Below are 25,277 nucleotides of genomic sequence, written 5' to 3' on the forward strand. Positions count from 1 at the left end.
CTCTTTCTAAGTCTTATTTTTCTCTTTTATAAAACGGAGTTGCTATTGTAATTGCTTTTAATCGTTTATTTCTTATCTCAATTTCGACCTCTTGCCCAAGTTCAGCAAATGTTGCGTTAATTAAAGCTAAACCAATATTTTTCTTCAATGTAGGTGATTGTGTACCAGATGTTACATGACCAATTTGCTTATTATCTACAAATACTGGATATCCCGTACGAGGAATTCCTTTATCTATCATTTCGATTCCAATACTCTTCCTTTGTACACCGTTCTCTTTTTGCTCAAGCAATATAGATTTACCATTGAAGTCTTGTTCTTTTTTAAGTTTCACAACAAAACCGATATTAGCTTCAAGTGGTGAAATATCTTTTGTCAGTTCTTGACCGTACAGTGGTAAACAGGCTTCAAAACGTAAAGTATCACGCGCACCTAAACCACAGGGTAATATACCTTCTTCGGTTCCAGCATCTAAAATACTACTCCATAGGTCTGTTAAATCTTTTGCAGATGCATATAGTTCAAATCCATCTTCGCCTGTATAGCCAGTTCGAGACACAATTACATCTTTACCCGCGACATCGACATTATTTGCAAAACGGAAGAATCCTATTTCGTCTAAATTTTGAGTAGTCAGCTTTTGTAAAATGCCTTGCGCTGACGGACCTTGTAAAGCAAGTAAACCATAATCTTCTGATTTATTTACTAATGTTACATCACCTGAAGCATTTTCCTGCATCCAGTTAAAATCTTTTTCAATATTGCCAGCATTTACAACTAGAAGATAATGATTGTCATCCATTTTGTAAATTAACAAATCGTCGACTATTCCGCCGTCCTTATAACACATAGCTGTGTATTGAGCCTGGCCTTTAACTAATTTGGAGACATCATTCGTCATAATCTTTTGAAGATATTCTTCACTATCTGTGCCCGTTAAGATGATTTCACCCATATGAGAAACATCAAACAATCCCGCTTTCGTTCTCACTGCCTCGTGCTCCGCCTTAATGCTAGAGAATTGTACTGGTAACTCCCAACCTCCAAAGTCAATCGTCTTTCCTCCGTAATTTGCATATACATCAAATAAAGGTGTTCGTTTCAACTGTTCTGCCAAAATAATCTCCTCCTTCACATTTCCATACAAAAAAGGACAGAAAAACCCCTTTGGAAAAACAAGGGTTCTCTGTCCTGGGACCTGAAAGTTTACCAAAAATGGCTTTCCTCTTTGGTGGCTTTACGTAGGATAAACGAAAGCGCTCTCCAGAGTTGCGTCCTATACGAGTTCTTTTGCCTGAGAGATTCATAATTTTCATTACTTGCTCCTTCGGCGACGCAGCTAGTACGTTCTCTCCCCATATAATCATCCGCGATATCTGTATAACTCACTCTTTGTCTATATCCTAACATTCAAGTAATTCAGAAGCAATACTTTTTGATAAAATTAGTAAAACACGAACATTACAAGGATATTATTACGTTTTCATTCGCCTTTAAGCCTATTCACTTGATATCCTGCATACTCTGTAATTTGTCTAAGAGGTCTATGTTCTGTTCGAATTGAAATATGTGCAGCCTTTTTATAGAACCATCTCCTCGTTCTATACAATCTTTCTAATTCTTCCTTTGTACTGTTTTGCACAATCGGTCTATTTTTGTCGTTTTTAATTCTCATCCAAATATCTTCAAAAGTGGCATCTAAATATAATACAAGCCCAGTTCTTCGCATCACTTCAATATTTTTTTCGCTCATGGCAACGCCACCACCTGTCGAAATGATACAAGATTCGTTTCGGAAATTCTCAAGAAAATCTGTCTCTACTTTTCGAAAGTACGCTTCGCCTTCTTGTTCAAAAATCTCAGGGATTGTTCTATTTTGTAATCTAACAATTTCCTTATCCATATCGTAATAAGGCATTTTTAAGAAAAAGCTCAATCTTCTACCGATTGCACTTTTACCACTTCCCATAAATCCTACTAAATATACCTTATACATGATTCACCAACTCACTAAATTCCAATTTTCTCGGCGCCGCAACACCATCAAGTTATTCTTTATTATAGTGAGTGGCTTTTTTTATTACAACTATAAAAATAGCCCTATGAACAACTAGTGCGAATTTTGTCGATGGAACAGCTCTATTTTTTCGATGGCTGCACCTGTATAAAACATTTCTAAAGCAGTATACGTCTGATATTTGGATTGATAAGCAGCAGTAATAGACAGCAAGAAGATTGTCACAACCATTAAAAGAATAACTACAGCCGGAAAAAATACTCCTCTTTCATTACCTAGCATATGTGACATAAAAAACATGCTCCTTTTCTACATCATTTAAAAAAACCACTCGCATTCGTAGTGAGTTTCCTATCACTTCAACAAAAAAAGATTCTATATTAACTAACATATGCTCGTGACCGTCCATATTTTTTGTTTTGCGAATAACATTTTGATAGGATTCCAATTTGTATTTCATTTCATTTTTTTCAATCGTAATTCCTTTCGAATTATCATGAACAGCGATGGAGTCTACTTCGGTTAAATACGAATCTGCATATTGGATGAACAAAGCCCATTCTGTTTCTGTCGTATCTGTCACATTTGCTTCGGCGTTCGTCATCCACCACATAGTGCCAGCCACTACCTGAGCGAATAGCATAAATACTGCTAAATGGAGAATCCCCTCCAGTAAAGTGTATCCTGACTGATCTCGAATTTTCATTTGATAAGGGAAACACATTTATGTTTCTTTTCCTGCATCCCATCATAATCTATACAAATTGATTCGCTACTAATTTCATATGAATACATAATCTTATTCACTTGCATACCTCCAGTTTTCATATTTTCTACGGTATACATCTTTGAAACTTCATACATAACTAGCGATGAATGATAATCTCTTTTTTTATCTTCTAAATGCACAACCATATAATTTAGAAACGGTAAAATTGTCGTAGTAATGATAAATATGATACTCAAAGATAAAACTGTTTCTGGCCAAGAAAAGCCTTCACTATTTTTCATAATTTATAACACCTCTACCTATATATAGAGTTATTCGCTTCTCCCCTCTTTCTGTTTCAAATAATAAATTTCCAAAATTGTTAAGATTACCATTTGGATGAAAGGAAATCGTTTTGATCGTACTCTCATCTGCTAAATGCATATTCCTCGGTAATTCTTTTTCAAACAATATGACATTAGCCGATCTTGCTTGGTAACTCCTTCGATTGTTAATAAAATAAATATAGGTATATTTGTTTTCTCCTATAGAGATTGCTTGAATTCTCTGGATATCTAAATGCAGTTGCTTATAAAATCTCTCTTCCTCCATTTCCTCCAGCTTAGATGCCGACAATAAAATGACTGATGAAGAAACAACCATAACGATTGATAAAACAAGCAACATCTCGATTATTGTGAATCCCTTCTCGTCAGACTTAAACTTATACTGTACGAAGTTAGCCACTAGTCACTTTCCCTGTTGTGGAATTGATCGTAATGTTGTCCCCATTAGGACATTTTGTGTTTTTGTCTGGTAAATAATCTCCTTCTTCAAGTTCCACTAGTGTAGGTATTTTCTTATGATCCATTTTATATGCCGCAATTTGGCCCTCCAACATTTTGACAAAGGCTTGACAACTTTTTTCATCGATACTTGCAGAGTGCTTTGTTACATTTGGAATAGAAATAAGAATTAATACAGAAATAATCAGCAAAACTATCATCATTTCAACTAAAGTGAAGCCTCTGTTATTTTCCAGTAATTTTCTCATAATATCTCCTTTATACAATATTAATCATGTTATAAATAGGCAATAATATAGCCAAGTAAGCACCAATGATGAATATGGCTAATATTAAAAATAACGTTGGTTGAACTATACTTATATAGCGAGATAGCTTACTTTCTATTTCTTGACTAAGAAACTCACTATAGAGAGATAGTTCTCTTCCTAAATAACCACTATTTTCACCATGTACAACAAAATAAAATAATTCGGTTGTGAATGAATCTAAAAGGAACACGGCCTGTGAGAATGATTCACCATGTACTACCTTGTCTTTCATCTGTTCCCCGATATAGCGAAGAACTTGATGCTCCTTTTGGTAGTTAAGTGCTTCAAATGATTGTTGTAACGACATGCCACTCTCCAATAGTCCACCCATTTCTCTTGCAAATACTCTTGTAAGAAGCAATCGATACCAACTTTTCACTATTGGTAATTTCAAATAAATTTGGAGTTGCTTCTCTAATGAAAGTCTTTGTATGGCAAGATAGGATAAAACAATCAAACTGAATCCAATTATTGCTGCGAAGATAAATATATTTGGCATTTGCAAAAGATAACCTGTCCAAGCTAAAGAATTATCCGAAGACTCATTTCCCCTTGAACCAATCAACGATTCCATATTAGGCATGAAGTAAATTCTAAACATCGTAAACAATAAAAATAGGATCGAAAACAAAAAGATAGGATACATCAATAAGTTATTTAGACGTTTCTTGGCACCTTCAAAAAAGGCAGTATTTATGCTTAATACAGTAATCGTCTGTTGTAATTGTCCATGTACAGAAGCGAGGTTCAATGGCAACAATAATCTATTTGGAAAACCTAATAATTTAAATACATCGACCACATTTAATCCATTTCGTTGTACATCCGTAATTCTTTTACTAACAGTATCTGAGTCTTTCACATGAAAGGGCAACAACATAGTAATGGATTCATGAAAGGTATAACCTTCCTTTAAGAGATCACTTAATCTACTCAAAAAAGAGGAATGCATTTTTGGAGGAATTGTTTGTTGCTTCCTTTCCAAATAAGCTTTAACCTTTTTCAATAACACCTTCTCTAACCCCTCTCTCTATTTGGTAGGATAAAGAAAATTGATAGGGAATATGATAAGTTTTACCAATATACATAGATTGAAATGCTTCCTCTAACAAATCATCAGATAGAATCTCAAAAACTGCGGATAATTCAGATTCACTGCTTTTTGATGCAACGACTAATCTTTGCGTAACAATACCGGTAATTGTTTGCTTTAGCTCTTCTGAGGTTGTTGTCTTCCAACTATGTTGGCACAAAGAACACCGATAACCCTTATGAAACCTGGAATGCATTCCAAGGTCTCTGGCACGAGAAAAATCAAAGTTTGGCACTACACCTAAAATTGAGCAACATGCGCGGCGAGGAAAATTTTATTCCAACTTCATTGGCGATACCCAAATCAAAGTTTGGCACTAAACACGTATTTTCCAACTTCATCAGAGCCACCAGTGTGCACGTTAACTCATTACAATTAGTTTTTGTAGTTAAGTTACTAATACAATAGAAGAAAGGGTATACAATTGATAATTATTGTATTCCCACTCCCAATTACAAATGACATCATTAAAAGTTAGTTATTCTCTTGTCGCCAATAACTAAAAATGAAGTCTGCTCCAATCATCTATGGATTTCGCCAATTACATTTCTTTACCCCGCCATTTTTATATTTCTTTCATTTAGCTTCGGTCGAGGAAGCAGCTTTCATTCTTCAACATAATCCCCATTGAGCTTTACATTTTCTAGGTACGCCATTGCAACCCACCACCCTGTATTTCAAAGCAGATTTCCACCCGTGGAATTTACGGTCAATTAACTTCATATGTTTATTGTACATATGAAGGAGGCAGTAATTTGTTCATTTTTAAAAATAAACATGCCAAAGCCAACAAACAGCACTCAACTAATATAGAAATTAAAAACGACTTCGATAGTATAATGGCATTTTCAAAATCAGTTTTAGACGAGGCATCAGATTTTCAAGGTGAAGCTAGTTCATACGTAGAGGCAGAACATCCTTTGATTGATGTTGTTCGATTAATCGGAAGGCAACTTCAAACGAAGTATCTAACTAGTCTTTTATACCAAAGAGATCAAACACTAATACCTAATTTGCATGCCCAAGAAGTACTCTTCGACCCATTATCAAGCATTTCTAGGGATGGGATTAATTTAGAGGATGTAATGAGAGAGGTAAAAACGGATAAAGTAATTGCATTAAATCGTGACCTAGTTTTACCTTGGTCATGGAAAAAATCGAGATTAATTACTTGCATTGCTCAAATTGGGGAAGGAAGAAAACGGGGGAAATGGAGTCAAGATAACCGTAATCACTTTGTTGATTTATGGTTACCTATGGGAATAGCATGGGTAAATAGTGGAAATCATTCCATATCGACAGGAATCATTCAGGGCAAAGGCAATATTATTCCTGAGAATGTGTATGATATTAGTGATGTGTATGACTATGTGTATTGTGACGGTGTTAATTATTATCGGAAAGAAGATGGCAGTATTATTTCTCCAGTAGTGAATGCTGAATTTGCAGCGATCTTTGAGATAGGTCGTTTAATGACTGACCATTCCATAAGTTATTAGGAGCAAGACTCCACAATTCTAGTTAAATGACTTGCCATTCTTCACCTGTGAAATAATCTAAGATCCTATCATTTAATTCTTAGAATGATAGATTAAATATTAAACTATCGGCTCAAAAAAAAATTCAATTCTCTTTAAACGCCTCTCAATTTCTGGCTCGGTCATACCTTTATATTTTTTCAAATACTCTATGATTTGTTGCTTTTTTATATATTTTACAGGAGTACGTTTACCATAAGTTTCGGTAAAATCTACCCTTAGCACTTCTTCTTCAAAGAATCTATTAATTGTTTTCTGATCTGCTCTGCAAGCTCTTTGAATTTGTTTACCGAAATAACCGATTTCGGCAATTCTTTTATAATACAACTCTTTTACAAGTTTTATAACGTCTTTTTCCAGGATTTTTATCTTATCTATTGGTCTAGCATCCTTATCGTGAAACACTCGTAATCTCCCATCCATGATCAATTGATATACACCTTCAATATTAACCTGACCTAACCTTAGTTTAAAGCACGCTTCTTTAATAGTAATCCCCTCTTCTTCTTTTACGGATGATAGAGGCAGGAATTTACTATTAAGTAATTTCTCAAATCGTAGAATCTCTTTCTTGGAGATATACCAGAGTTCGTAACCATCAACACTTGGACCATGAAGCGGTTTAATTAACTTCACCTCAATTAACGCATGGATATGTCTAAAAGATAACCCCAAGTATTTGATTGCTTGTTCTAAAGAAATGCAACTTTCCTTCATTTTAATGTACTCTTCTACGCTCGCCCGTTCAATCAACATTATTTTTCTCCCATCTTTATGTGTTTCATGAAGCTTAAGTAAGCCGTGGTGACATAAATTCATTATTGTAATAAATTGTGACTTTAATAGTTTAGTAGCTTCATGAATCGGCAAATACTTCCTCCCCGACTCTAGCGGGCGTAAGCCAAATCGTCGATTAATATATTCATCCTTTTTATTATTTAGATAGTCAGTATAAATTTCGTGATAATATGTCCCCTTAGGTTGGTTAAAGAGATTATATAGAATCTTATTTTTCAGATATTTTTCATAAGATATGTAACTTAAACCACTACCTAATTCTGATACTACATCGATGAGACTTATAAAATCCTTGGAAGGATTGAGAGTAAGAAAATGGACCGTATGGACGATTAGATTAGATTTATCTGTATTAATTTTTTTTATAAATGGAGCTTTCATGTTAAACTTTTTCTCAAATTGGAACAGACTTGAAAAGAAGAATTTGTTAGAATCTATTCCATGTACCAACAAACTAAAAGAGTAGAAAAGTTCGAAATAATCTTCTTTCGATATGAATTTTTGGTCACTTCTTGCTATTTTTTTTCGGTCTCCTAAAAGAAAGTCTTGGAAAACACTTTGAACTTCTAATGTTATAGAATTAGTTTCTTTAGCTTTCATTGTAGTAAACCTCTCACCACAGCTACAAGAATCTCTCATTAATTGAGACATTAGAATAAACTTACCACATTTAGTGCAATCGGAAATAAGGTCTATATTGTGTTTTACACAAGTCGTAACATAGCTTACATCCCAGTAAATGCGGTGAAAAAAGTCTTCTTTTAAGCATTCAGGACAAAACTTGGTTGAATATCGATGATAGTATTTTCTGTAACTTGAACGTCGTTTAGACATTCCTTTATCTTCGCGTACAAGAAGGTCATCATATTGGTTTACGATTAAGTGTTGGATATCTATCTTCATTTTGTTTAATAGGTCAGTTATAAAATCGACCCAATATAAGTCGGGATGTATTTCGTTATTATTTTCACCATATGCTGCCCCTCCAAACTCAGTAAACATGGACCCCATGTGATCGTAATGGTTCACAATAGCCAATCGATGTAAAAACGAATAAAGACTTTCCTGTTCTTTCGGCTTTGTTCTATTTAACGGTAACTGTTGATTCATATGTTATACCTCTTTTCTAGGATTCAATAATATAAAATTCGCCTTCTCAAATACATTCAAAAAAAATAGCCCAATATACTTTATTATTGGGCAAAGGCACTTACTTGAATGGATTAGTACCATTCATAATACTGGAGTGTAGTTCAAATGCTCTTGAGAAATGTTCCATCTCTATTTTTTCCTGATCTGCTTTCACAGCATCTGACGCGGCTGTACGAATTATTTTCATGAGTGAATTCATATTTCCATTAGTAGCACCATTGAACTTCTCCCACATTCCATGATCCTTCAAGCCTGCCAAATTTTCAAATGGAAGTCTTTTATCAAGACTATTTAGTAATAATCTAAAATAATCTGTTCTTTCAGCGTTTACACAATTAAAACCACTTAGATGATGTCTAAATGAAAAACGTCTTTTTAATTGTCCATTTGCGCTTAAGACTTTTTCAGAGTCATCCATTCCCAACAATACAACAGGTACCTTGGTAGAATTTATTATTGATTTTAAACAATCTGCTACACTATGATTAATCTTCTCATTTCCCTCTCTGTTAACAAAATGCTGAAATTCATCTAACATTATTAATTCTACTTCTGAATCACTAATAAACTTGATAAGACGATGTTGTTTATTGCCGATAGTTCCTTTAGTAGGGTGTGAATCACCTAGATGATGTAACATGAATTCCAAAAAGGTATTGATGGTGGTGGGGCTAGGGATCTTCCCAGCCAAAATTGCTACTTTGGTTGTTTTCTCTAACACGACAATTTTTTGATGTTTTTTAAGATACATCTCCACAATAGATGATTTTCCTGTGCCATAGTTTCCTGTAATCAATAAGCACTGGGGCTCACTATAATTTAAATGGGTTTCATGACACATGCCGATTAAATCTAGCGCTTTTTTGAATTCAGGGTGAGAAATACGTAATATATCTATTTTTCTCAACTTTTCTTCCTTTGTTAATAGAGAAATGCCATCTTTAGAAATCAACTTCAATCTCCTCCCAATCTATATCAAAATCCAACTCTTTTCTTTCATAATTTTCCGTTTTATCTGGTAACGAGCTGGTATTTTCAGTAATTAAAGCAACAAGTTTCTCTTCAGTTTTTGCTTTTTCTATCTCTTTAGCAACTACCTTTTCTTTCAACAATTCGTTCGAACCTTCGTTAGCCATGCGCGCTTTTTGTTGTCTTTCCTTCTTTTTTAGGACTGAATTTTTTACCTTTTCGTCGGATCTTGCTCTAGCCGCTGCAATCTCACTTATATTGGTACTGCCTTTCACCTCTAGACGAGCATCGGCAATAAACATCCTCTGGGAGTATTCAGTTAGATTAAGTGAGTACTCTTGATCTGTGCACAGTGCCTCAACGTATTCCATTTTCAATTCATCATAAACGTAAATCTTTGAAAGATCGCTAGGATCGTATTTGTATTTAATTTTGTTACCTTTCCCCTTCTTGTACAATCGAATTTTAAGCTCTTTCAAGTCTTCGGATTGGTAAAACAAATAACCCTTTCGAACACCATTCTTTTGAATAGACCCAGTTTCTAATTTCATTAAAGCTACTTTCCAATCTAATTTGGAAGAAGGAATAGAGGGTGTAAACCCGTTCTCTATTGCTTTTTCCCACATCCTTGCAGGAGAAAGTTTTATTCCTCTAGGTTCTTTTGCATATACATCTACTAGAAATATATGGAGATTTTCAAGGAATTCATCAAGAGTTAGTGCCGCTTGCTTTTCTGGATCATAATCTCCCTTTTTAACTACATTTGAAAATGTTGTGCCTGGTAATTGATGGACAAGACCCTCGTTCCAAGTTCTAAAGTGACGTTCTATACTCCCCTTATACCATGGTTTCCTTGGAGGATTGTGATCAAGTTGAATATCTAGTTGGAAACAAGCATCATATAGATGTTTGCTTTTAAATTCTTTTCCTCGATCAGTAACCAATAATTCAGGCAAACCATAAGCAAGCCATTCATTGTGAACACTAGGATAGCGTTCTTTCAGATATGTCTTAGGTGCAAATGCATGTAACAAGCAATACATAACCGCTGTGTATGACGGCGGTTCAAATCCCACATAAAGACCGAGTGGATATCCCGTAAATTTATCTAGTGCACTTGTAACGGTAGGTCTTCCAATAATGTCACCATTTTTATCCAACAAGATTAAATCAAGGTTCGTATGATCTATTTCCACTCTTTGCAGAGGGTGCTTCGGTTTTTCCAACATTTGAACACTTCCATACTTATTTCTAGCTTCTGCATGTCCTAACCTCTCTTTGTCCCTATCATAAGAATCCGATTCCTTAATTCTCCTTCTTATAGTTGAAATGGAAGGATACTTTAGTTTCTCCTCCCCCTCTTTACGTTTAAGATTTTCGAGATCAATTTTGTGTATAACACCATAATGTACTTTCTTTGGATTAGAATGTTCTCTTCTCTTGTAATGCGTGTTCATTACATCATCAATAATGAAATCAACTTCACCTTGAATTAATTTATCTTTTGGACCAGAGTCTTGCGTATAACTTACAAGTGATTCAATACTATCTTCCGATTTCGTATAATTTGATATCCACCGATAAATGGACCTTTCCGAAACCACCTTATAGCCCAGGTCCTTTAGCTTTTTTGAGCGTTCCTCAATATAAGGTTTTAATTTTTCTCCCCTAAACTCTAACAGTGGTTCAATTACGAAATGTCTAAATTTCGCTTCTTCTTGTAGTTTTACGGGCAACATAGAAAAGTCTTGAAAATCAAGTTTATTTTTTTCACCCTTATCATCAAATTGAAATTCCAAAGTCCCTGCTTCAAGGTACTTATATAGTTCAGTTAAAGAAAATTTCTTTGTTTGAGTAAGGAAATCCAAATCCTTAGCTAAGTAAGTATTTTTTTCCGTTTCTTCTACCACTTCAAAAAATCTTTCATTCAATTTGAACTTAGTTCCTATCCCTATATACATCCTCATTATGTTACGACCTCCCTTATATTGACTCACGCTGGTGAAAGTTTCATACATCATCCTCACTCAAGAAAAGACTAGCTTAGTTGCAACTTTTCTGTTTTAGGTAGAAATTGGTTTTAGTGTTTCAATTTCTGTATCTCCTTCTTCTTTTCTAAGCTGCTCCCCACTGAAGCAATTCTATAATCTGCTCCCTTGTAAATATTTTTTCGACCGCAAGAAACTATATCAAAAGAAGACTATCTAGTAGAAATCGAGTTCCAGTCCCGAAAAAAATTTGTTTCATACTATCTCCACCTTCATTCATCTGATATGTTTTGCTAGCCTGCGAGCTTGCTAGCTTGCTAGCTTCTCATAATACTTATGCGCGCAAATGCAACTTTTTAAACATCTTATATGCGCTAATGTAATATTTTTACATACTCGACGCTTAATTAGCCTCTAGTATAAATTGAACAACTCAAATAAATATATAGGTAATTAGATTCATCTATATATTATCATATTGACATTATTAAATTGATAATATAAAATTATTTATCAAAAAAATAATAAAAAGACCATTAATTCAATGGTCTTTTCCGCGTCTGTAAATATACTTTTCAAATTCCCATTTACTAACAATTGTTTTTCTGCAAAAACCAGCTAAATAGTTTTTGAGTGTTCCTCTATAAATAGCATTACCCACAAGTGTTGCAGAAACACCAAATTGTTCCTGGAGTTGTTTGACCGAACAATACGTCATTTTAAACATCTCAATTTGTTGAATTTCGAATCGATAAGCGAATGCCCGACTATTTAAATGTTCAATAGTTGGATTCCCTAACAAACCTGCTTCTACATATTTTAGTACTGTCTTTTCATTACATCTTAATTCATTTGCTACTTGTTTCAAGTTATAACCTCTTGTTACAATACGATCTTCTTTTATTATTTTTGCTAATTCAACAGGATCTAAATACAAATCACTTAATGTGTATGAGACTGTTTGCGTATAAGCTTTCAAACCATTGATTCGAATGAAGAAAATCATTTTGGATAAAGAGAGACCTGACTTTGAATACTTTTCAAAACAACGTGCAAGTGAAATTTTTTCTTCGACCCCCGATATTTTTATTGGGTTTAATGATTGCAACAAGCTTAGTATTTGAGTCTTTGAAAAAAACTTTTCTTTGTATAAATAGGAAGTGTATTCTAAAATATCATTCTTTATTAATTCCATAACGCTACCAACATAAACCCCTAATATCTTTGCAGTTTCTAATGCAGTAACCCGATCGGATTTATACATCAAAAATGGCTGAATTTGCTCCAAGGTTTTTTTCTTTAGGAAATAGGTTGCCTCACCCTTTTTTATATAGCATTCCGCAAAGTAATCTAGTTTCATCAAATAAGCCCATTCACTATCTGTAATGCCAAATTGTATTTTTATTTGTCCTTTCGTAAGGTAGTTTTCTTCAATATACGCTGATAAGTACCCGTTATAACTTTTTGAATTCTTTGGTGCATTCATATCTTGTTCATATAGAGAAATTTTGTAAGTTTGGTAAACATCAGCGATAAAACACAGATTCATAGATGAATTAATTATTTTCTCGAAATTACTTTTTCGGCGTCTATTACCTCTTGTTCCTTCAAGTTGAAAAGAGAGTTGGAGAAGATCTGTAAATCGAATATTGAAATGTTGAAATATCCAATATACATCAGCAAGTAAACAAACTAACCCTTGTTTATTCAAAGGTATTTTGTTCGTAGATTCTATCTTATAAGGGGGCATATCGGATTGAGTGAAACTATCTAACCCATGAAACAATTGCGCAAACCCCAAAAGTACTAGCATAATATCTTCTATATTACTTAATCCTAAATACAGATCCTGTTTTCCTAATAAAAATTCAGTAAGTTCTTTTTGGGATTCGAGTATGAAATCTTCTATCACTTTCTCCGTTTTTAATTTTGAAAGTATTCGACCGCAGCCACCACACTCATTTTTGAATAAGGAATATATTGTCCAAGTGCTGTTACATCCAGGACATTTGTCTAACAAGTAAACACGATGCTCCATACAAACATTTATAAGATTCATTCCCCAAGTAAAATTTTGATGAATTTTATCTTCAAGACATAAAGGACAACATTTCGTCCTTGTTTTTAGAAAGAAAGTGTTCTCCGTACCGCTCCGAACATTCAAACTCTTATATGAATGCTTATAAAGAGTATCTTTACTTACCAATGATAGGAGTTGTCTACAAACATCTTTATTTATTTGATTCGAGATTAACTCATTAGCGGTAATCAGCTCATTAATCAAAGGAAATGGTGTATCATGGTAGTTCCTATTGAAGGTTCGAAAAAGATAACTACTTAGTGTTTCCGACTCCATAATAGGCAATTTATTTAAGAATGGCTTCATCGAAAAAGCCCCCTTTTATCCTAATTATTGCCAGACTTATAAAAATAAATACCAACTTATTGTAAAGAAGCTCTTTTTTACTCAACCGACATTGTTCGGTACAGCGTTTTTCATAATGTCAGATCCCCCTCACCCATCGTTATATACTATGTACTACGTATCTATTAGTTCAATAATTTTTGACCCTTACAATCGGAAGTTTGCGGTTCTTTCACAAGCCATTCTTACCTTATCTGGTTTTAAGCCGCATGAAATATCCTTTGTTATTAAACGACTATGTTAAAGTTGATTTAAAAATACGCATAAAAATTGAGCTGGGAAATGTATCTCCAAGCCCATTATATTTTGATGTCTTTTTTAATAGTCGAGTAGAAGGGAACCTCTCTACCTTACGGTAGATTGTGTTCCTCCCCCTTAAATTCTTTTATTATCTACGATAGGCAATAATTCCTTCTTCCACTAAACACTCCCTTTACTATAAAACGTTTGATACGAATTGATGTTTCAATTTGAAATAAACTTCCCCCTTAAAAATGTCAAAAATCCATTTTTTCTTGTTCAACTAAACTGCCCAGTTAGTTCAATAAGAAAAAGCTTCCCCAAGGTAGCCATTTGTTTAACTACACCCGTTAGTTTAATAAGAATGAATGGATTTAAACTTTCTGCCAATAAAGTTAGCAGGTACAGGGGTGAGTTCTAATTCTCTTGACCAAACAGAGAGTTGACCAATGTGGTGAATCTCATGAGCAATTATATGATGTAATATTTCCTCAACAGTATATTTATCTTCATCCCAAGAGACACATACAACTTTCTCATTTAATTCATCTAAATTTATTTTTAGAAATGCAGCAATTTCATTTCGGAATCTAACTGAAAGAGATTTAACCTTCTCAGACGTATCATAATCAGCAAATTCAACTACTACGTCTTCTTTGCCTTGAATACCACGAAGCCAACTATATTCAACATCAATAATGTGAAAAAGGGTGTATAAAATACTTCCTACTCCTCCAGTTCGGTCTTTTATCAACTCTTCATTTGATAGTTGATTACACCATTCAAACCATTCGTCTCTTACTTTCCAGTTATATTCAAAAAATTTTATCAATGTAAACACTCCCATATGCAATTGTTTATAACAATAAGAATATTTCGTCAATAAAATCCCTATTTTATTGACGTAACCTGTCCCCTTTAGTTGAACAAGAAAAAAGAGCCGTCTAAGCAGCTAAACGATCTTCAAGTAAAGCACCCGTTAGTTGAAGAAGCTCGAGTAGAATTATCATCTTCGTAATTTTAATTAAGCTTTAATGAAATAGAATTTAATTCTTGAGTTACAACAATATCTTGCTGTTCAGAGTTTCCATTTGTATATTTTACAGTTGCGTCGATTATTACGTCATCAACTACTACACCATTACCATCATGAGGAATTGCAAGTGTATATTTATATTTATCCTGTTCATTATACTTAGCTGTATAGGTATTCCCGATTTCCTTTATACCTTGGTATGTATCTGAAACAGGGTTACCATGAATAATATATATCTTTTCTTGCAATAACCAGTCGTTGTCTTGATGCTCTTTATCTGTTAGTGTAACATCTTCTATAAAATTTCCTTTGTTTATTGTATAAGTTATTGTGTCGATATGTTCTCCAGTTATATTTAACATAACATCTGTAAAAATTAAATTAGCCCCATCACCACTTACACTATTTAAACCTCCATCTATTCTATCTTCAGTTGATAGTTCAAAAGTGGATTTTTCTGATGAAAGATTTACTTTAAGCTGATTACCATCATCACTTAATGCATAAGCTGTGATTGCAAAAGGAACACTGAGCTCTCCATTCTTATTAAAAAATGGAATGCTTATCATAATTGACAATAGGATTCCAAATGCACATGCTACTGAAATCCACATTCTATAATGTACTTGTGCCGACTTTTTCTTTTCTAGAATATTGCCATTCTTTTTTACGCGGTTTTTCATAGTTTCTGACATTTCAATAGAATTAACAGCATCTCTAATCTTCTCAAAGTCCATCATTCATTCTCCTTTCGATATCTTTCTCGAATAAGCTCTCTTCCCCGTTGTAATCGCTTTTTTACTGCTGATGTTGTAATGGTAAGTATTTTTGCTATTTCATCTACTTTATAGCCCTCTACATAATAAAGTAATAATAAAATCTTATGTTTATTTGGTAATTTCATAAGATGGTCGAGCAAACCATAGTTTTCTTCTTCCTTACAATATATTTGCAAATCACTGATATCCATATGTTTACGAATAATATTGTACCTTCTCATATTCTTGCAGCGATTAGTGGCAATAGTAATTAACCATGCTTTCTCATGTTCGGAATCGTAAAAAGTCGGAGATTTAGTTAAATATTTAAAACAAGTGTCTTGTACAACATCCTCTGCATCATGTTCGTTGCATAAAATAACAAGACATATTCTAAATAGCATATCGCCATATGTATCAACAATTCGTTCTATATCTAGTTCAGTTGACCAAACTAATTGTTGCAACATTCAACAACTCCTTTCACTTATAACACACTTGAAGATACCTTTTGGTGACTTTCTGTATAAAATAATTTTATGAATTAACCTTTGTACAGTGGGTAATAAGAAAAAAAGCAGTTAAAACTTGTCGCTACGAGGTTTCTGAGGGGCATTTAACTTTCTTTATGCATAACAACCCTAGTCTATTTACCTCTCGACAATAGGAGAAGGGAGGCTAGGGATATAATATTAATATGTATTTCTAAAGGATATGGGAGGTTCAAATGTACATAAAAACTCCCGTTCTCTTCTTCAACTAACCTTCGGCTTTAGTTCAATAAGAAAAAAGGCTTTACTTTTTCTTGAAGTAAAGCACTCGTTAGTTGAACTGGAAAAATTTTTAATTTATTAGATGTAATAAAATTATTACCTTTAAACACTGATTCTAAGTATTCATCAGAGGGTTCTTTCCCATTTAATAACTCCATCTTCATCGAGAGCATGTATTTTTATCGTATTTTCATCCATTGTCGAAGTTTTCTTAAAAATACTGTACCATCCATACATATTATCATCTACTTTAAAAATGTTTGCTTCATAAACTTCTCCATTAAATGATACATGTACATCTTTAATCTCATTATTTGTAATTACACCACCAAAGGAGTGATTCATTATTCCACTATTATCGAACGGATCCTCTCCTATTCCTTTATAATCCAAGGTAATTCCATCAATTGGATCTAATGTAGGTACGCTTAAAAAACTCTCATACCTCGCTTCTTTCGATGCTACATTAAGATGATTACCCTGCACATCCCTAAAAAGGATAACGTACTTTGTATCTTCAATTCCTTTATAAAGTATTTCTGTCTCTGGGAAGTAATCCTTCGCTAGGTTTGAATCAAAGATAAATTTCTTTGATTCAAACAAAGAATCTTCTAACCCTTCAATATCTTGTTTCAATTGATCGATCTCTTTTTCTAAATCAGATACAACATCAAGATCTTTTGAACTGACATCCCCGTTATCAACAGGATCTATAAAAGATAAAACTGCAATCACGAGTACAATTATTGTAACCCCAAAAATTACTTCTTTTCTTTTTTTCACCTTTGTTCCCCCAATTAAATCCAACTTTTCCTACAACCTAAGTAACGCAAAGTCCTTCAAATAAAGTGCCTTCTTATTGAGCTAAACTGCACCTTTAGTTCAAAAAAGGCTTTACTCCTTCTTGAAGTAAAGCACCCGTTAGTGAAACAAGTATCTTGTCATTTACCTAAAAAACCACCATCAGATCTAATGAATTGACCTGTAATCCATTCGGAATCATCGCTAGCTAGAAATCTAATTAGTTTTGCAGCATCAGTAGGAACTCCAATACGTCCCATGGGAAAAAGATTAATAAAATGGTCTTTTAAGTCTTGACCCATCCAACCAGTATCTGTTGGTCCTGGATTCACTGAATTTACTGTTATACCAACAGGGGCGAGTCCAACTGACAATGGTTCAGTAATTGCAATAATAGCACCTTTAGTAGCAATATAAGCTAAATTATTTGGATCTGGACCACCTGAAACTAGATTTATGATTCTTCCACCTTTTCTTTCCGAAAAAGTTCTCTCAAATCTTTTAGCAAATTCTGTACTTAATAAAATCGTTCCACTATTATTAACCTGATAATGTTTAGTAAGAATATCTGTATTTATACTTCGATAATTTGAGGGTGCCTCAAATGTTGCATTGTTAACTAGGATACACGGGCTACCAAGAGCTTTTTCAACTTCATTTAAGAGGTTCGTTGGTGATTCAGGATCTGATAAATCAACCTCGATATGATGGCATCTCACTCCCATATTATTTATCACATCACATAAGATACTTGGAAAATCTCTTTCTGCACCATTACCCTCGTTTTCATCAAAATCACTCCAATGTGTAAAGAAAATATCTGCACCCGCGTCCGCAAGTGCTAAACACACCGATGCTCCAATGCCACTTGCTCGACTAGCTCCAGTTACAATAGCTATTTTACCTTTTTAATAATCTTTCAAAATGTTACCCTCCAATAAGCAGATTTAAAATAAAATAATGAATATTTTCAAACCCTTAGAGAGTTTCCATAAGTAAATTCCCCTTTCTTTTTTAACTCAACTAACCTGCTTCATTGTTTAGTTATACTATTTCACAATCTCAGAGTTTTTCCTCTTTAGAACATTAATAAATAGCGTCAAACCTGCTAGGCTTAACTCTACTATTTATATCTATACTACTTTAAATCCACTCTTTTCCATGTTCACGAATGAATTCAAGTTCCTTTTGATAATGTTCATAATGTCCTTCATCGAACATCTTTTGAAATGCCATATCTCCTTCTTTAGCTTTCCGTTGTATGGTTTTACATAAGCCTTCAACTCGTAGCAATACCATTTCTAAAAAGCCTTTTTCCATTCCCTCAATACCATATGACTCAAAAAACAATTTAACCCTTTGTTTTGTATGTTCAGCATCTTTTGATGGATCATAATAAACAGTCTCATATGTTTCAGTATGCCAATGTCTGCTTAATGGAACGCAAGTATAAAGAGCATAAGCTATATCCCAAAGTCTTGGACCAGGTGCAACTAGATCAAAATCAATAATCCCTACTGGCTTTTCGTGATTAAAAATAATGTTATAGACGGCAAAATCATTGTGACATAGCACCTCAAATGGCTGAGGTGTGTTATCGATTGGTTGCCAATTTTCTTCGATTGGAAAATCACTCACAGCATCATGAAATAAACGAAGCATTTTCGCTATCTCTTTTAAAGCATCATCAGACCACATGTATTGTTTTAAAGGATAGTTACCAGCTTCTCCTTCAATAAATGATAATATCTCTCTATTTTTTTCATCAATACCTAAAAACTTCGGTGCGCAACTGAAATCTTTTTTCTCCAAATGTTTTAATACTTGGCTATGTTAAAGTTATTGGTTGATTTTGAATAAATCGTCCTCTTTTGTAGTATCCTGACTGTATACAATACAAAAGGGGCAATTCAAATGACTTTAACGAACATAATAGCTAATATTTCTTCCTTGAATGATAAGGACAAAGAATACATTTTAGATTATCTAACTCGCCATTTCTCGCCGTCAGCCTCACAACAAGGAGCTTTAATCGGTGAATTGAGAGAGAGAAAGTTTTCTCATGGTTTTCATTGTCGGCATTGTGGAAGTACATCAGTGGTTCGTTACGGGAAACGAGATGGTCGCCAACGTTATAAGTGCAAAGACTGTTATAAATTAAGCAGTGATTTGACAAATTCCCCTATGTATCGCTCGAAAAAGGCAGATAGATGGATTCCATTTATAGAGTGTATGTTGAATGGTCTATCACTTCGTGAAACAGCTTCACAAATTGGCATCACTCACGTAACTGCTTTTTACTGGAGGCATAAAGTGCTGTCTGCTCTCGCAAAAGAAAGTATCGGTATATTTGAAGGACTAGTGGAAGTAGATGAAACATACTTCTTAGAAAGCCATAAAGGACGAAGAGGTATTCCGAATCGCAAACCAAGAAAACGTGGTGGTTCCGCTACCAAAAGAGGTATTTCCAATGAACAAGTCTGTGTATTAGTAGCTAGAGACCGAAACAAAACGACCCTTTCAAAGCGAGTCGGTTCAGGTAGAATTCTAATGGAACAAATTGATAACACCCTTACATCGCATTTTAAGAATGATACGGTGCTTATTTCCGATGCTCACAATTCTTACAAATCTTACACATCTACTAACGATGTGGAGCACATCATCATAAACGGCAGTAAGAAAGAATATGTAAAGAAAGGCATCTACCACCTCAATAATATTAATAACTACCATTCCCGTTTAAAGAAATGGATAAGTCGGTTTAATGGTGTTTCTACGAAGTATTTACAACTTTATTTAGTGTGGTTTCAATTCCTCGACAATAGGAAAATGGAAAGCGATTTGAGCAAGAAAAAGCAAATGCTTATCTTGGCGAGTGTTCACGGGACTTGGGAAACCGCAGATAAGTTAAGGTTGAGAAACCTTGCATTCTGAGGACAAGATTATATATGTTATTTCATAGTAAATAAGAATATACATAAAAATGAGCTGGGGGAAATGTATCTCCAAGCTCATTTAATACCTATCCTATTAGAAGTTCATTGTTATAAAAATCTTTTTAAACACTGAATTATAATATCAGGTCTGTCTAAGTGAACGTCATGGTCACTTCCTTCAGCAATAACTATCTCGCCTTTTTTAGACGAATGAGATAATTCTATCTGCAACTCACGCCAAGTATCTTCATATAAAATTGCTTCTTCCACAGGTATGTCATGTTCAACAAAAGCCTTTACTGATACTGCTTTATCTCTTGCGATTACTATTAGTGGAATGTTAGGAAAATCACCCATTTCTAATATATTTTCGCTACTAATTCCCCAGTTTTCAAATTCTTTGGCAATTGTCTTGAAGAAGAGAGGATTTGTTATCAATTCCTCATAATCTTTTGCTTCGCTGTAAGGTAAAGTATTTTCGTACTCAACAATCATATTCTTGAATTTAATATTCAGTTCCTCTTTTGATTTGTTAGAGTTCTCCATATTGTTTTCTACCATCTTATCTATTGAAATTAAGGAATTCATTACAGGTATATCAAGATTGTATAACTTGTTAAAATTATATGAAGTAGAATCTATAAGGATTACTCCCTTTATTTTGTTAGGGTACATTTTTGAGAACTGCTGTACACATAAGCCTCCAAAAGAATGACCAATTAGAACAAATTTTTCAGTGATACCTATTCTTTCAATAAGTTCATAAAGTTCCTCAGCAATATTTTTAGTTGTTCGAAGTTCTTTTGAAACTGGACTATTTCCATATCCAGCCCTATGGTACATAACAATCGTAAAGTCTTCTTGGATTTCTTGAATAAAAGGATACCAATTATAAAAAGAACCACCTATCCCTGTTTCTAGGATAAGAATAGACTTCCCACTGCCAACTACCTTATATTCCAACTCTATATCTTTCAAAAAATCCCTCCTTTTTAACGAATGCTGATTTACCGCTTCTTCAGCTAATCCCTTCATAAACCTATCCTTATTTTAACATAAATATCCAGTTTAGGTGAAAATCATTAAACCAAATGTAGGGTATAGCATTTTACGATAAATCAACCTTTTCCTTTAACATAGCCTAATACTTTATGAATTTTAGCACTATCTTCCTTTAAGTCTCGACGCACAGTATCTCCCGATCGATATACGTTTGAGACATTCCCACCTGATAGCACTTCTTCGTTTTCATACTGACTTTTCATTAAAATTCCCCCAATATAGGGACTCTATGATTGTGTCAATAGAGATGTATTATTACCCATAAATAAAAGCAGATACAAAGGTATCTGCTTGGCATTGGGAATTAATATTGTCCACACCATGTAGCCCTTGAATGATTTCAGACCAACAAATAAACGTATCCTTAAGACTCAAGGAACGCAATTGTCTGTATCCATTTAACTTATCATTTCAAGTTATTCCACATGTGTAGTATAGATTCCCCTTTATTTACATCTCTATTTTAGATAATACTAAAGATACTGAAATTGTAAAGAGAATTTAATTTATTTGTTAAAGTTTTCTGTCTACTCGCAATACCTCCAAAGTGTCCAACATTTATAATTTAACAACCCCACCAAAAGCTTCTTATTCAACTAAACTGCCACTTTAGTTCAATAAGAAAAAAGGCTTTACTCCTTCTTGAAGTAAAGCACCCGTTAGTTAAATATTCGATTACCGAAATTTATAACGATTAGAAATTACAGATAAGAGCCCCTATAAAAGTATAGACTACTTATTAACTTTTATAGGGCTCTAGTTATTACTTTTTTAAGTCAATGACAATTGGTTCAAGTTTTATTTCGGTTTTAACTTCTCCAAGGGGAGGACCTGCTATTTCTATCGGCTGAATAATCAATTGACTTGCACCTTCTTCGATAGAATCAAACGTGGAGGTTCCTTTAAATGTTTTGTAATCATCTGGTGACATGCCACTTCCACCTCTTCTGAGTTCATACACATTGCCTAGGTCATCTGTAATAATAAAAGATGGCGACACACTTACCGATTCTTTTAGTAGTTCATCTGACACTACTTGTTCATAAGCAATTACTGTTGATACATCAGTGAACTCAACTGAACGTAGTGTGAAGTTAACATCTTTGTGCTGCACTGTTTCATTTATAAGCTGTAAATCCCCGTCTAACCGTTCTAATGCAAATTCAAATGACCAATCTCCTTTAACCTCTAACTCATTTTCCCTATTATAAAATGCTTGTGGTGTCCAAGTAACTTGCAACGATTCTGGATATATATCATCTTTGAATCTTGGGGTAAATGTTGATAAGCCAACATAACGTGTATCACTTATTTTCGTAATATTATGACCACCCCCACTCCCACGTGCACCAACAACATCAAACCAATTTGGTGCACGCATTCGCATCTCTTGTCCAAAATCATAATCCGTTTCTATTGCAAATGAAACTGTTATGTTTGTTCCATCATAAACTGCATTGTCAATCATTACCGTCATGCCATTACTTGTCTGTACAAGACCGATATCAGTAGAGAATGCCTCAAAACTTTTGTGGCGTTGCTCTTCATCATTAAAGTAACTAATGACATTGTCCATAAATGGTATTTGTGATGCAATAGAAGGGAAAGTAAAACCAGTTGCTATCGTAGCACCGACAAGAACTACCGCAGCGACTGCAATATGACGCCAAAACGGTACTTTATTACGCTTCTTAAGTATATGTTGTTTGACGTGTTTTTTTTCTAAATCTGTTACTTCTAGTAATTCAAGGTTATCAATATCGATATTCATCCATTCCTTCATACCCATATAAATCGCTCCCTTAACTTTGTGTTTGCTGCTAATATTTTCTTACCTCGATATAGTCGATTATCAACTGAAGCTTTTGTCAGCCCTAATGTATCGGAAATTTCACCATTCGTTAGGTCCATATAATATTTCATCATAAAAATATCGCGGTCGATTTCTCCTAACTGACTAATAGCCATCAATAATTCATTTTTTTCTTCTCGTTGTAAGATAGATATATCTGGTTGTAAGGTACTTGCCTTTAGTTCAAGTGGTGCATCCGATTGCTCATGTGTAATTTGTTTTTGAGCTTGACGATATCGGTCAATTGCTTTGTATTTCGTGATCATGCCTATCCATTTTTTAAAGTCTTGGGTCTCACCTTGAAACTGATGAGCATTTTGCCAAACAGTTAGAAAAACATCATTGATACATTCATCAATATCTTGCCGTTTCATATTGTTTAAAATTTTTGTGGTAATCGTTTTTACAAGTGGCATATAGGAATCAATGATGTAATCGAGAGCATCTTCTTTTTGTCTTTTTAATCTCACGATAAAGTTAGTCGATGAACTTTTCATTTATTACGCTCCTTATCTTATTGAAAAAGCTTTTTCATAAAGTACAACGAACGGTCTTCCAGTTTATTCTCAAGAAACTTCTGCATTTCTTATAATTTAATTATAAGATTATATCTAAAGGCAATTAATTGTCCAAAAAAAGGGGCATTCCTGTCTTTTGCAGAAATGCCCCTTATATTGAACGCTATGTTAAATAATACTTTTGTTATTTTCAATAATAAAAGTTTCAAAGGTCCTTCTTTACAATTCAATAAGAAAAAAGGCTTTACTCCTTCTTGGAGTAAAGCACCCGTTACTTAAAAAACATCATTCTCTCCATTTAATCTTTTGACCTCTTTTTCTAAATAATTAAGACGTTTATGGATTCTATAAAAAATTAACAGATATGCAATTACGAGTTTAATAAGAATAAAGTTTCTATACCCATTACTACTGAATGAATAAATAATATAGCCATAACAATCCATAAAGTATATTTAGAAAAATACTTAAGTCTATTATTTTCAAATGTTTTATTTAGCAAGTAAAAAAAGCCGATTACCCAAATACCATTTTGAAAAAAAGTAGAAATTATGATTTCTGACGTCGTAAAGAACCTTAAAATATAAAATGAGTCCAATGAAATCCCTCCCATATCTGATAATAAATTACCACAATTAACCAATTTTTTCTTCAACTAACCTGCACCGTTAGCCATCCATGCAGCACAAAAAAATGCTGCACCACAGAGAATGAAAATGGTTAGGAAGTGTCAATACTGATACTGACCTTAATCCAGTCAACCGTAATCCATAGACTTATTTACGCTCTCCTCTTTTTTTTAACGATTAAGTAGGGTCTTTTTAAGTATTGTCATTTTTCATTTCTTGGAGAACTAATTTTCATGGGAGTTCAACAGAGTTACTTACTATTATTATGCAGTTTCAATGTCTCTTCTAAGTCATCCCATTTAACATTCACCAGTATAACTTCATCTTCACCTACTTTTGCTCCGCCTTTTGAACCACCCGAAGACGAAAATGTTAATGTTGATGGGGGTTCCATGAACTCTTCAGTGCTTTTCCCACTACTACTAATAGTTTCATAAGTGTATTCAATTTTTTGTAATGAAGACAACTCTTCCAAGGAACCTTTGTATTTCAATACAAACCGATGTCTATCTTCGTTCGTATAAGTTTTTATTCCATTTTTCTCTTTCCATATTTCTGTTCCATTATAGGTAAATTCAGCTTCCCAGCTTTCACTTTCTCCACTAAATATATAATCATTGTTCGTAATTTCTGAACAACCTGCTAAAAGCACTATGGTAAATAATAAAGTAATTATTTTCTTCAACTTAACTCCCCCCAAAATTTGAATTGAATTATTAATTATTATTCGACACACTTCTAAAAATACCTCGTTCTTAAACTAAACTGCCGCTTTAGTTCAATAAGAAAAGCTACCCTTGAAGGCAGCCACTTGTGAGCTAAAGCACCTAGTTAGCTTAATAACAAGCTAACAATGAATGTAT

General features: G+C 33.8%; 25 protein-coding genes, 2 pseudogenes and 1 riboswitch. Of the genes and pseudogenes, 2 read left to right on the forward strand and 25 right to left on the reverse strand.

Features of this window, described 5'->3' with window-relative positions:
- Positions 1–13: 13 nt before the first annotated feature.
- The 9 genes from gcvT to MHI40_RS10395 all read right to left on the reverse strand — a co-directional run bounded on the left by gcvT (position 14) and on the right by MHI40_RS10395 (position 5,096).
- On the reverse strand, positions 14–1,117 hold the full coding sequence (gene gcvT / locus MHI40_RS10355; protein ID WP_093538410.1) for a glycine cleavage system aminomethyltransferase GcvT: 1,104 nt from the start codon (positions 1,115–1,117) through the stop codon (positions 14–16).
- A 155-nt stretch (positions 1,118–1,272) separates the two neighbouring features.
- Positions 1,273–1,367: riboswitch (glycine riboswitch) on the reverse strand.
- 116 nt (positions 1,368–1,483) lie between these two features.
- Positions 1,484–1,996 (reverse strand): shikimate kinase, encoded by a 513-nt coding sequence (locus MHI40_RS10360; protein ID WP_093538409.1) that lies wholly within the window; start codon positions 1,994–1,996, stop codon positions 1,484–1,486.
- Positions 1,997–2,110: 114 nt separating this feature from the next.
- Positions 2,111–2,308 (reverse strand): hypothetical protein, encoded by a 198-nt coding sequence (locus tag MHI40_RS10365; RefSeq protein WP_340762558.1) that lies wholly within the window; start codon positions 2,306–2,308, stop codon positions 2,111–2,113.
- Positions 2,289–2,723 carry a competence type IV pilus minor pilin ComGF gene (comGF, locus tag MHI40_RS10370; RefSeq protein ID WP_175496327.1) on the reverse strand — a complete coding sequence of 145 codons (435 nt, stop codon included), beginning with the start codon at positions 2,721–2,723 and terminating at the stop codon, positions 2,289–2,291. The genes MHI40_RS10365 and comGF overlap by 20 nt, the downstream gene beginning before the upstream one ends.
- Complete coding sequence (locus MHI40_RS10375) at positions 2,720–3,028, reverse strand: hypothetical protein (protein WP_340762559.1); 309 nt, start codon at positions 3,026–3,028, stop codon at positions 2,720–2,722. The genes comGF and MHI40_RS10375 overlap by 4 nt, the downstream gene beginning before the upstream one ends.
- A complete protein-coding gene (gene comGD / locus MHI40_RS10380; protein ID WP_340762560.1) occupies positions 3,018–3,473 on the reverse strand; it encodes a competence type IV pilus minor pilin ComGD in 456 nt (151 codons plus the stop codon). Before comGD ends, MHI40_RS10375 begins: the two co-directional genes overlap by 11 nt.
- The gene (gene comGC / locus MHI40_RS10385; protein ID WP_340762561.1) at positions 3,466–3,780 is read right to left on the reverse strand and encodes a competence type IV pilus major pilin ComGC; all 315 of its coding nucleotides are present in this window, start codon (positions 3,778–3,780) and stop codon (positions 3,466–3,468) included. Before comGC ends, comGD begins: the two co-directional genes overlap by 8 nt.
- Positions 3,781–3,790: 10 nt before the next feature.
- A complete protein-coding gene (gene comGB, locus MHI40_RS10390) occupies positions 3,791–4,855 on the reverse strand; it encodes a competence type IV pilus assembly protein ComGB (RefSeq protein WP_340762562.1) in 1,065 nt (354 codons plus the stop codon).
- Positions 4,836–5,096 (reverse strand): hypothetical protein, encoded by a 261-nt coding sequence (locus tag MHI40_RS10395; RefSeq protein WP_340762563.1) that lies wholly within the window; start codon positions 5,094–5,096, stop codon positions 4,836–4,838. The genes comGB and MHI40_RS10395 overlap by 20 nt, the downstream gene beginning before the upstream one ends.
- A 595-nt stretch (positions 5,097–5,691) precedes the next feature.
- Here MHI40_RS10395 and MHI40_RS10400 point away from each other — a divergent pair.
- Positions 5,692–6,435, forward strand: coding sequence for a DUF6710 family protein (locus tag MHI40_RS10400; RefSeq protein WP_340762564.1), 744 nt, complete (start codon positions 5,692–5,694; stop codon positions 6,433–6,435).
- 99 nt (positions 6,436–6,534) lie between these two features.
- On the opposite strand, the gene MHI40_RS10405 is transcribed toward MHI40_RS10400, so the two are convergent.
- The 10 genes and pseudogenes from MHI40_RS10405 to MHI40_RS10450 all read right to left on the reverse strand — a co-directional run.
- Positions 6,535–8,382, reverse strand: a complete 1,848-nt coding sequence (locus tag MHI40_RS10405; protein ID WP_340762565.1) for a TniQ family protein — start codon at positions 8,380–8,382, stop codon at positions 6,535–6,537.
- Between the two features lie 100 nt (positions 8,383–8,482).
- On the reverse strand, positions 8,483–9,376 hold the full coding sequence (locus tag MHI40_RS10410) for a TniB family NTP-binding protein (protein WP_340762566.1): 894 nt from the start codon (positions 9,374–9,376) through the stop codon (positions 8,483–8,485).
- On the reverse strand, positions 9,366–11,360 hold the full coding sequence (locus MHI40_RS10415; protein WP_340762567.1) for a Mu transposase C-terminal domain-containing protein: 1,995 nt from the start codon (positions 11,358–11,360) through the stop codon (positions 9,366–9,368). The genes MHI40_RS10410 and MHI40_RS10415 overlap by 11 nt, the downstream gene beginning before the upstream one ends.
- A 562-nt stretch (positions 11,361–11,922) precedes the next feature.
- Entirely contained in the window at positions 11,923–13,767 is a 1,845-nt protein-coding gene (locus MHI40_RS10420; protein ID WP_340762568.1) for a TniQ family protein, read from the reverse strand.
- Positions 13,768–14,401: 634 nt separating this feature from the next.
- Complete coding sequence (locus tag MHI40_RS10425) at positions 14,402–14,878, reverse strand: DinB family protein (protein ID WP_445678323.1); 477 nt, start codon at positions 14,876–14,878, stop codon at positions 14,402–14,404.
- A 188-nt stretch (positions 14,879–15,066) separates the two neighbouring features.
- Positions 15,067–15,777 (reverse strand): hypothetical protein, encoded by a 711-nt coding sequence (locus MHI40_RS10430; protein ID WP_340762569.1) that lies wholly within the window; start codon positions 15,775–15,777, stop codon positions 15,067–15,069.
- 41 nt (positions 15,778–15,818) lie between these two features.
- Positions 15,819–16,310 (reverse strand): RNA polymerase sigma factor, encoded by a 492-nt coding sequence (locus MHI40_RS10435; RefSeq protein ID WP_340762570.1) that lies wholly within the window; start codon positions 16,308–16,310, stop codon positions 15,819–15,821.
- A 429-nt stretch (positions 16,311–16,739) separates the two neighbouring features.
- Positions 16,740–17,396, reverse strand: a complete 657-nt coding sequence (locus MHI40_RS10440; protein WP_340762571.1) for a hypothetical protein — start codon at positions 17,394–17,396, stop codon at positions 16,740–16,742.
- Between the two features lie 158 nt (positions 17,397–17,554).
- The gene (locus MHI40_RS10445) at positions 17,555–18,313 is read right to left on the reverse strand and encodes an SDR family oxidoreductase (RefSeq protein ID WP_340764473.1); all 759 of its coding nucleotides are present in this window, start codon (positions 18,311–18,313) and stop codon (positions 17,555–17,557) included.
- A 244-nt stretch (positions 18,314–18,557) separates the two neighbouring features.
- A pseudogene (locus MHI40_RS10450) lies at positions 18,558–19,238 on the reverse strand (phosphotransferase); the annotation flags it as partial.
- A gap of 90 nt (positions 19,239–19,328) precedes the next feature.
- Here MHI40_RS10450 and MHI40_RS10455 point away from each other — a divergent pair.
- Positions 19,329–20,351: an IS1595 family transposase gene (locus MHI40_RS10455; protein WP_340762572.1), complete on the forward strand. Its 1,023-nt coding sequence runs from the start codon at positions 19,329–19,331 to the stop codon at positions 20,349–20,351.
- Between the two features lie 110 nt (positions 20,352–20,461).
- On the opposite strand, the gene MHI40_RS10460 is transcribed toward MHI40_RS10455, so the two are convergent.
- The 6 genes and pseudogenes from MHI40_RS10460 to MHI40_RS10485 all read right to left on the reverse strand — a co-directional run bounded on the left by MHI40_RS10460 (position 20,462) and on the right by MHI40_RS10485 (position 25,099).
- Positions 20,462–21,331, reverse strand: a complete 870-nt coding sequence (locus MHI40_RS10460) for an alpha/beta fold hydrolase (RefSeq protein ID WP_340762573.1) — start codon at positions 21,329–21,331, stop codon at positions 20,462–20,464.
- A gap of 143 nt (positions 21,332–21,474) precedes the next feature.
- Positions 21,475–21,618, reverse strand: a pseudogene (locus MHI40_RS10465) (aminoglycoside phosphotransferase); the annotation flags it as partial.
- Between the two features lie 560 nt (positions 21,619–22,178).
- A complete protein-coding gene (locus MHI40_RS10470; protein ID WP_340762574.1) occupies positions 22,179–23,204 on the reverse strand; it encodes a DUF4179 domain-containing protein in 1,026 nt (341 codons plus the stop codon).
- Complete coding sequence (locus MHI40_RS10475) at positions 23,195–23,764, reverse strand: sigma-70 family RNA polymerase sigma factor (RefSeq protein WP_340762575.1); 570 nt, start codon at positions 23,762–23,764, stop codon at positions 23,195–23,197. The genes MHI40_RS10470 and MHI40_RS10475 overlap by 10 nt, the downstream gene beginning before the upstream one ends.
- A 391-nt stretch (positions 23,765–24,155) precedes the next feature.
- Entirely contained in the window at positions 24,156–24,383 is a 228-nt protein-coding gene (locus MHI40_RS10480; RefSeq protein WP_340762576.1) for a hypothetical protein, read from the reverse strand.
- A gap of 281 nt (positions 24,384–24,664) precedes the next feature.
- Positions 24,665–25,099: a membrane lipoprotein lipid attachment site-containing protein gene (locus MHI40_RS10485; protein ID WP_340762577.1), complete on the reverse strand. Its 435-nt coding sequence runs from the start codon at positions 25,097–25,099 to the stop codon at positions 24,665–24,667.
- Positions 25,100–25,277: the final 178 nt, after the last annotated feature.

The organism is Psychrobacillus sp. FSL H8-0510, assembly GCF_038008345.1.
Lineage (GTDB): Bacteria > Bacillota > Bacilli > Bacillales_A > Planococcaceae > Psychrobacillus > Psychrobacillus psychrotolerans.

Bases quoted from the DNA above. Each gene is read 5' to 3' on its own strand.
- MHI40_RS10360 (WP_093538409.1), bottom strand. From the start codon at position 1,996: ATGTATAAGGTATATTTAGTAGGATTTATGGGAAGTGGTAAAAGTGCA.
- MHI40_RS10365 (WP_340762558.1), bottom strand. From the start codon at position 2,308: ATGTCACATATGCTAGGTAATGAAAGAGGAGTATTTTTTCCGGCTGTA.
- comGF (WP_175496327.1), bottom strand. From the start codon at position 2,723: ATGAAAATTCGAGATCAGTCAGGATACACTTTACTGGAGGGGATTCTC.
- MHI40_RS10375 (WP_340762559.1), bottom strand. From the start codon at position 3,028: ATGAAAAATAGTGAAGGCTTTTCTTGGCCAGAAACAGTTTTATCTTTG.
- comGC (WP_340762561.1), bottom strand. From the start codon at position 3,780: ATGAGAAAATTACTGGAAAATAACAGAGGCTTCACTTTAGTTGAAATG.
- MHI40_RS10405 (WP_340762565.1), bottom strand. From the start codon at position 8,382: ATGAATCAACAGTTACCGTTAAATAGAACAAAGCCGAAAGAACAGGAA.
- MHI40_RS10415 (WP_340762567.1), bottom strand. From the start codon at position 11,360: ATGAGGATGTATATAGGGATAGGAACTAAGTTCAAATTGAATGAAAGA.
- MHI40_RS10420 (WP_340762568.1), bottom strand. From the start codon at position 13,767: ATGAAGCCATTCTTAAATAAATTGCCTATTATGGAGTCGGAAACACTA.
- MHI40_RS10430 (WP_340762569.1), bottom strand. From the start codon at position 15,777: ATGTCAGAAACTATGAAAAACCGCGTAAAAAAGAATGGCAATATTCTA.
- MHI40_RS10435 (WP_340762570.1), bottom strand. From the start codon at position 16,310: ATGTTGCAACAATTAGTTTGGTCAACTGAACTAGATATAGAACGAATT.
- MHI40_RS10455 (WP_340762572.1), top strand. From the start codon at position 19,329: ATGACTTTAACGAACATAATAGCTAATATTTCTTCCTTGAATGATAAG.
- MHI40_RS10470 (WP_340762574.1), bottom strand. From the start codon at position 23,204: ATGGGTATGAAGGAATGGATGAATATCGATATTGATAACCTTGAATTA.
- MHI40_RS10475 (WP_340762575.1), bottom strand. From the start codon at position 23,764: ATGAAAAGTTCATCGACTAACTTTATCGTGAGATTAAAAAGACAAAAA.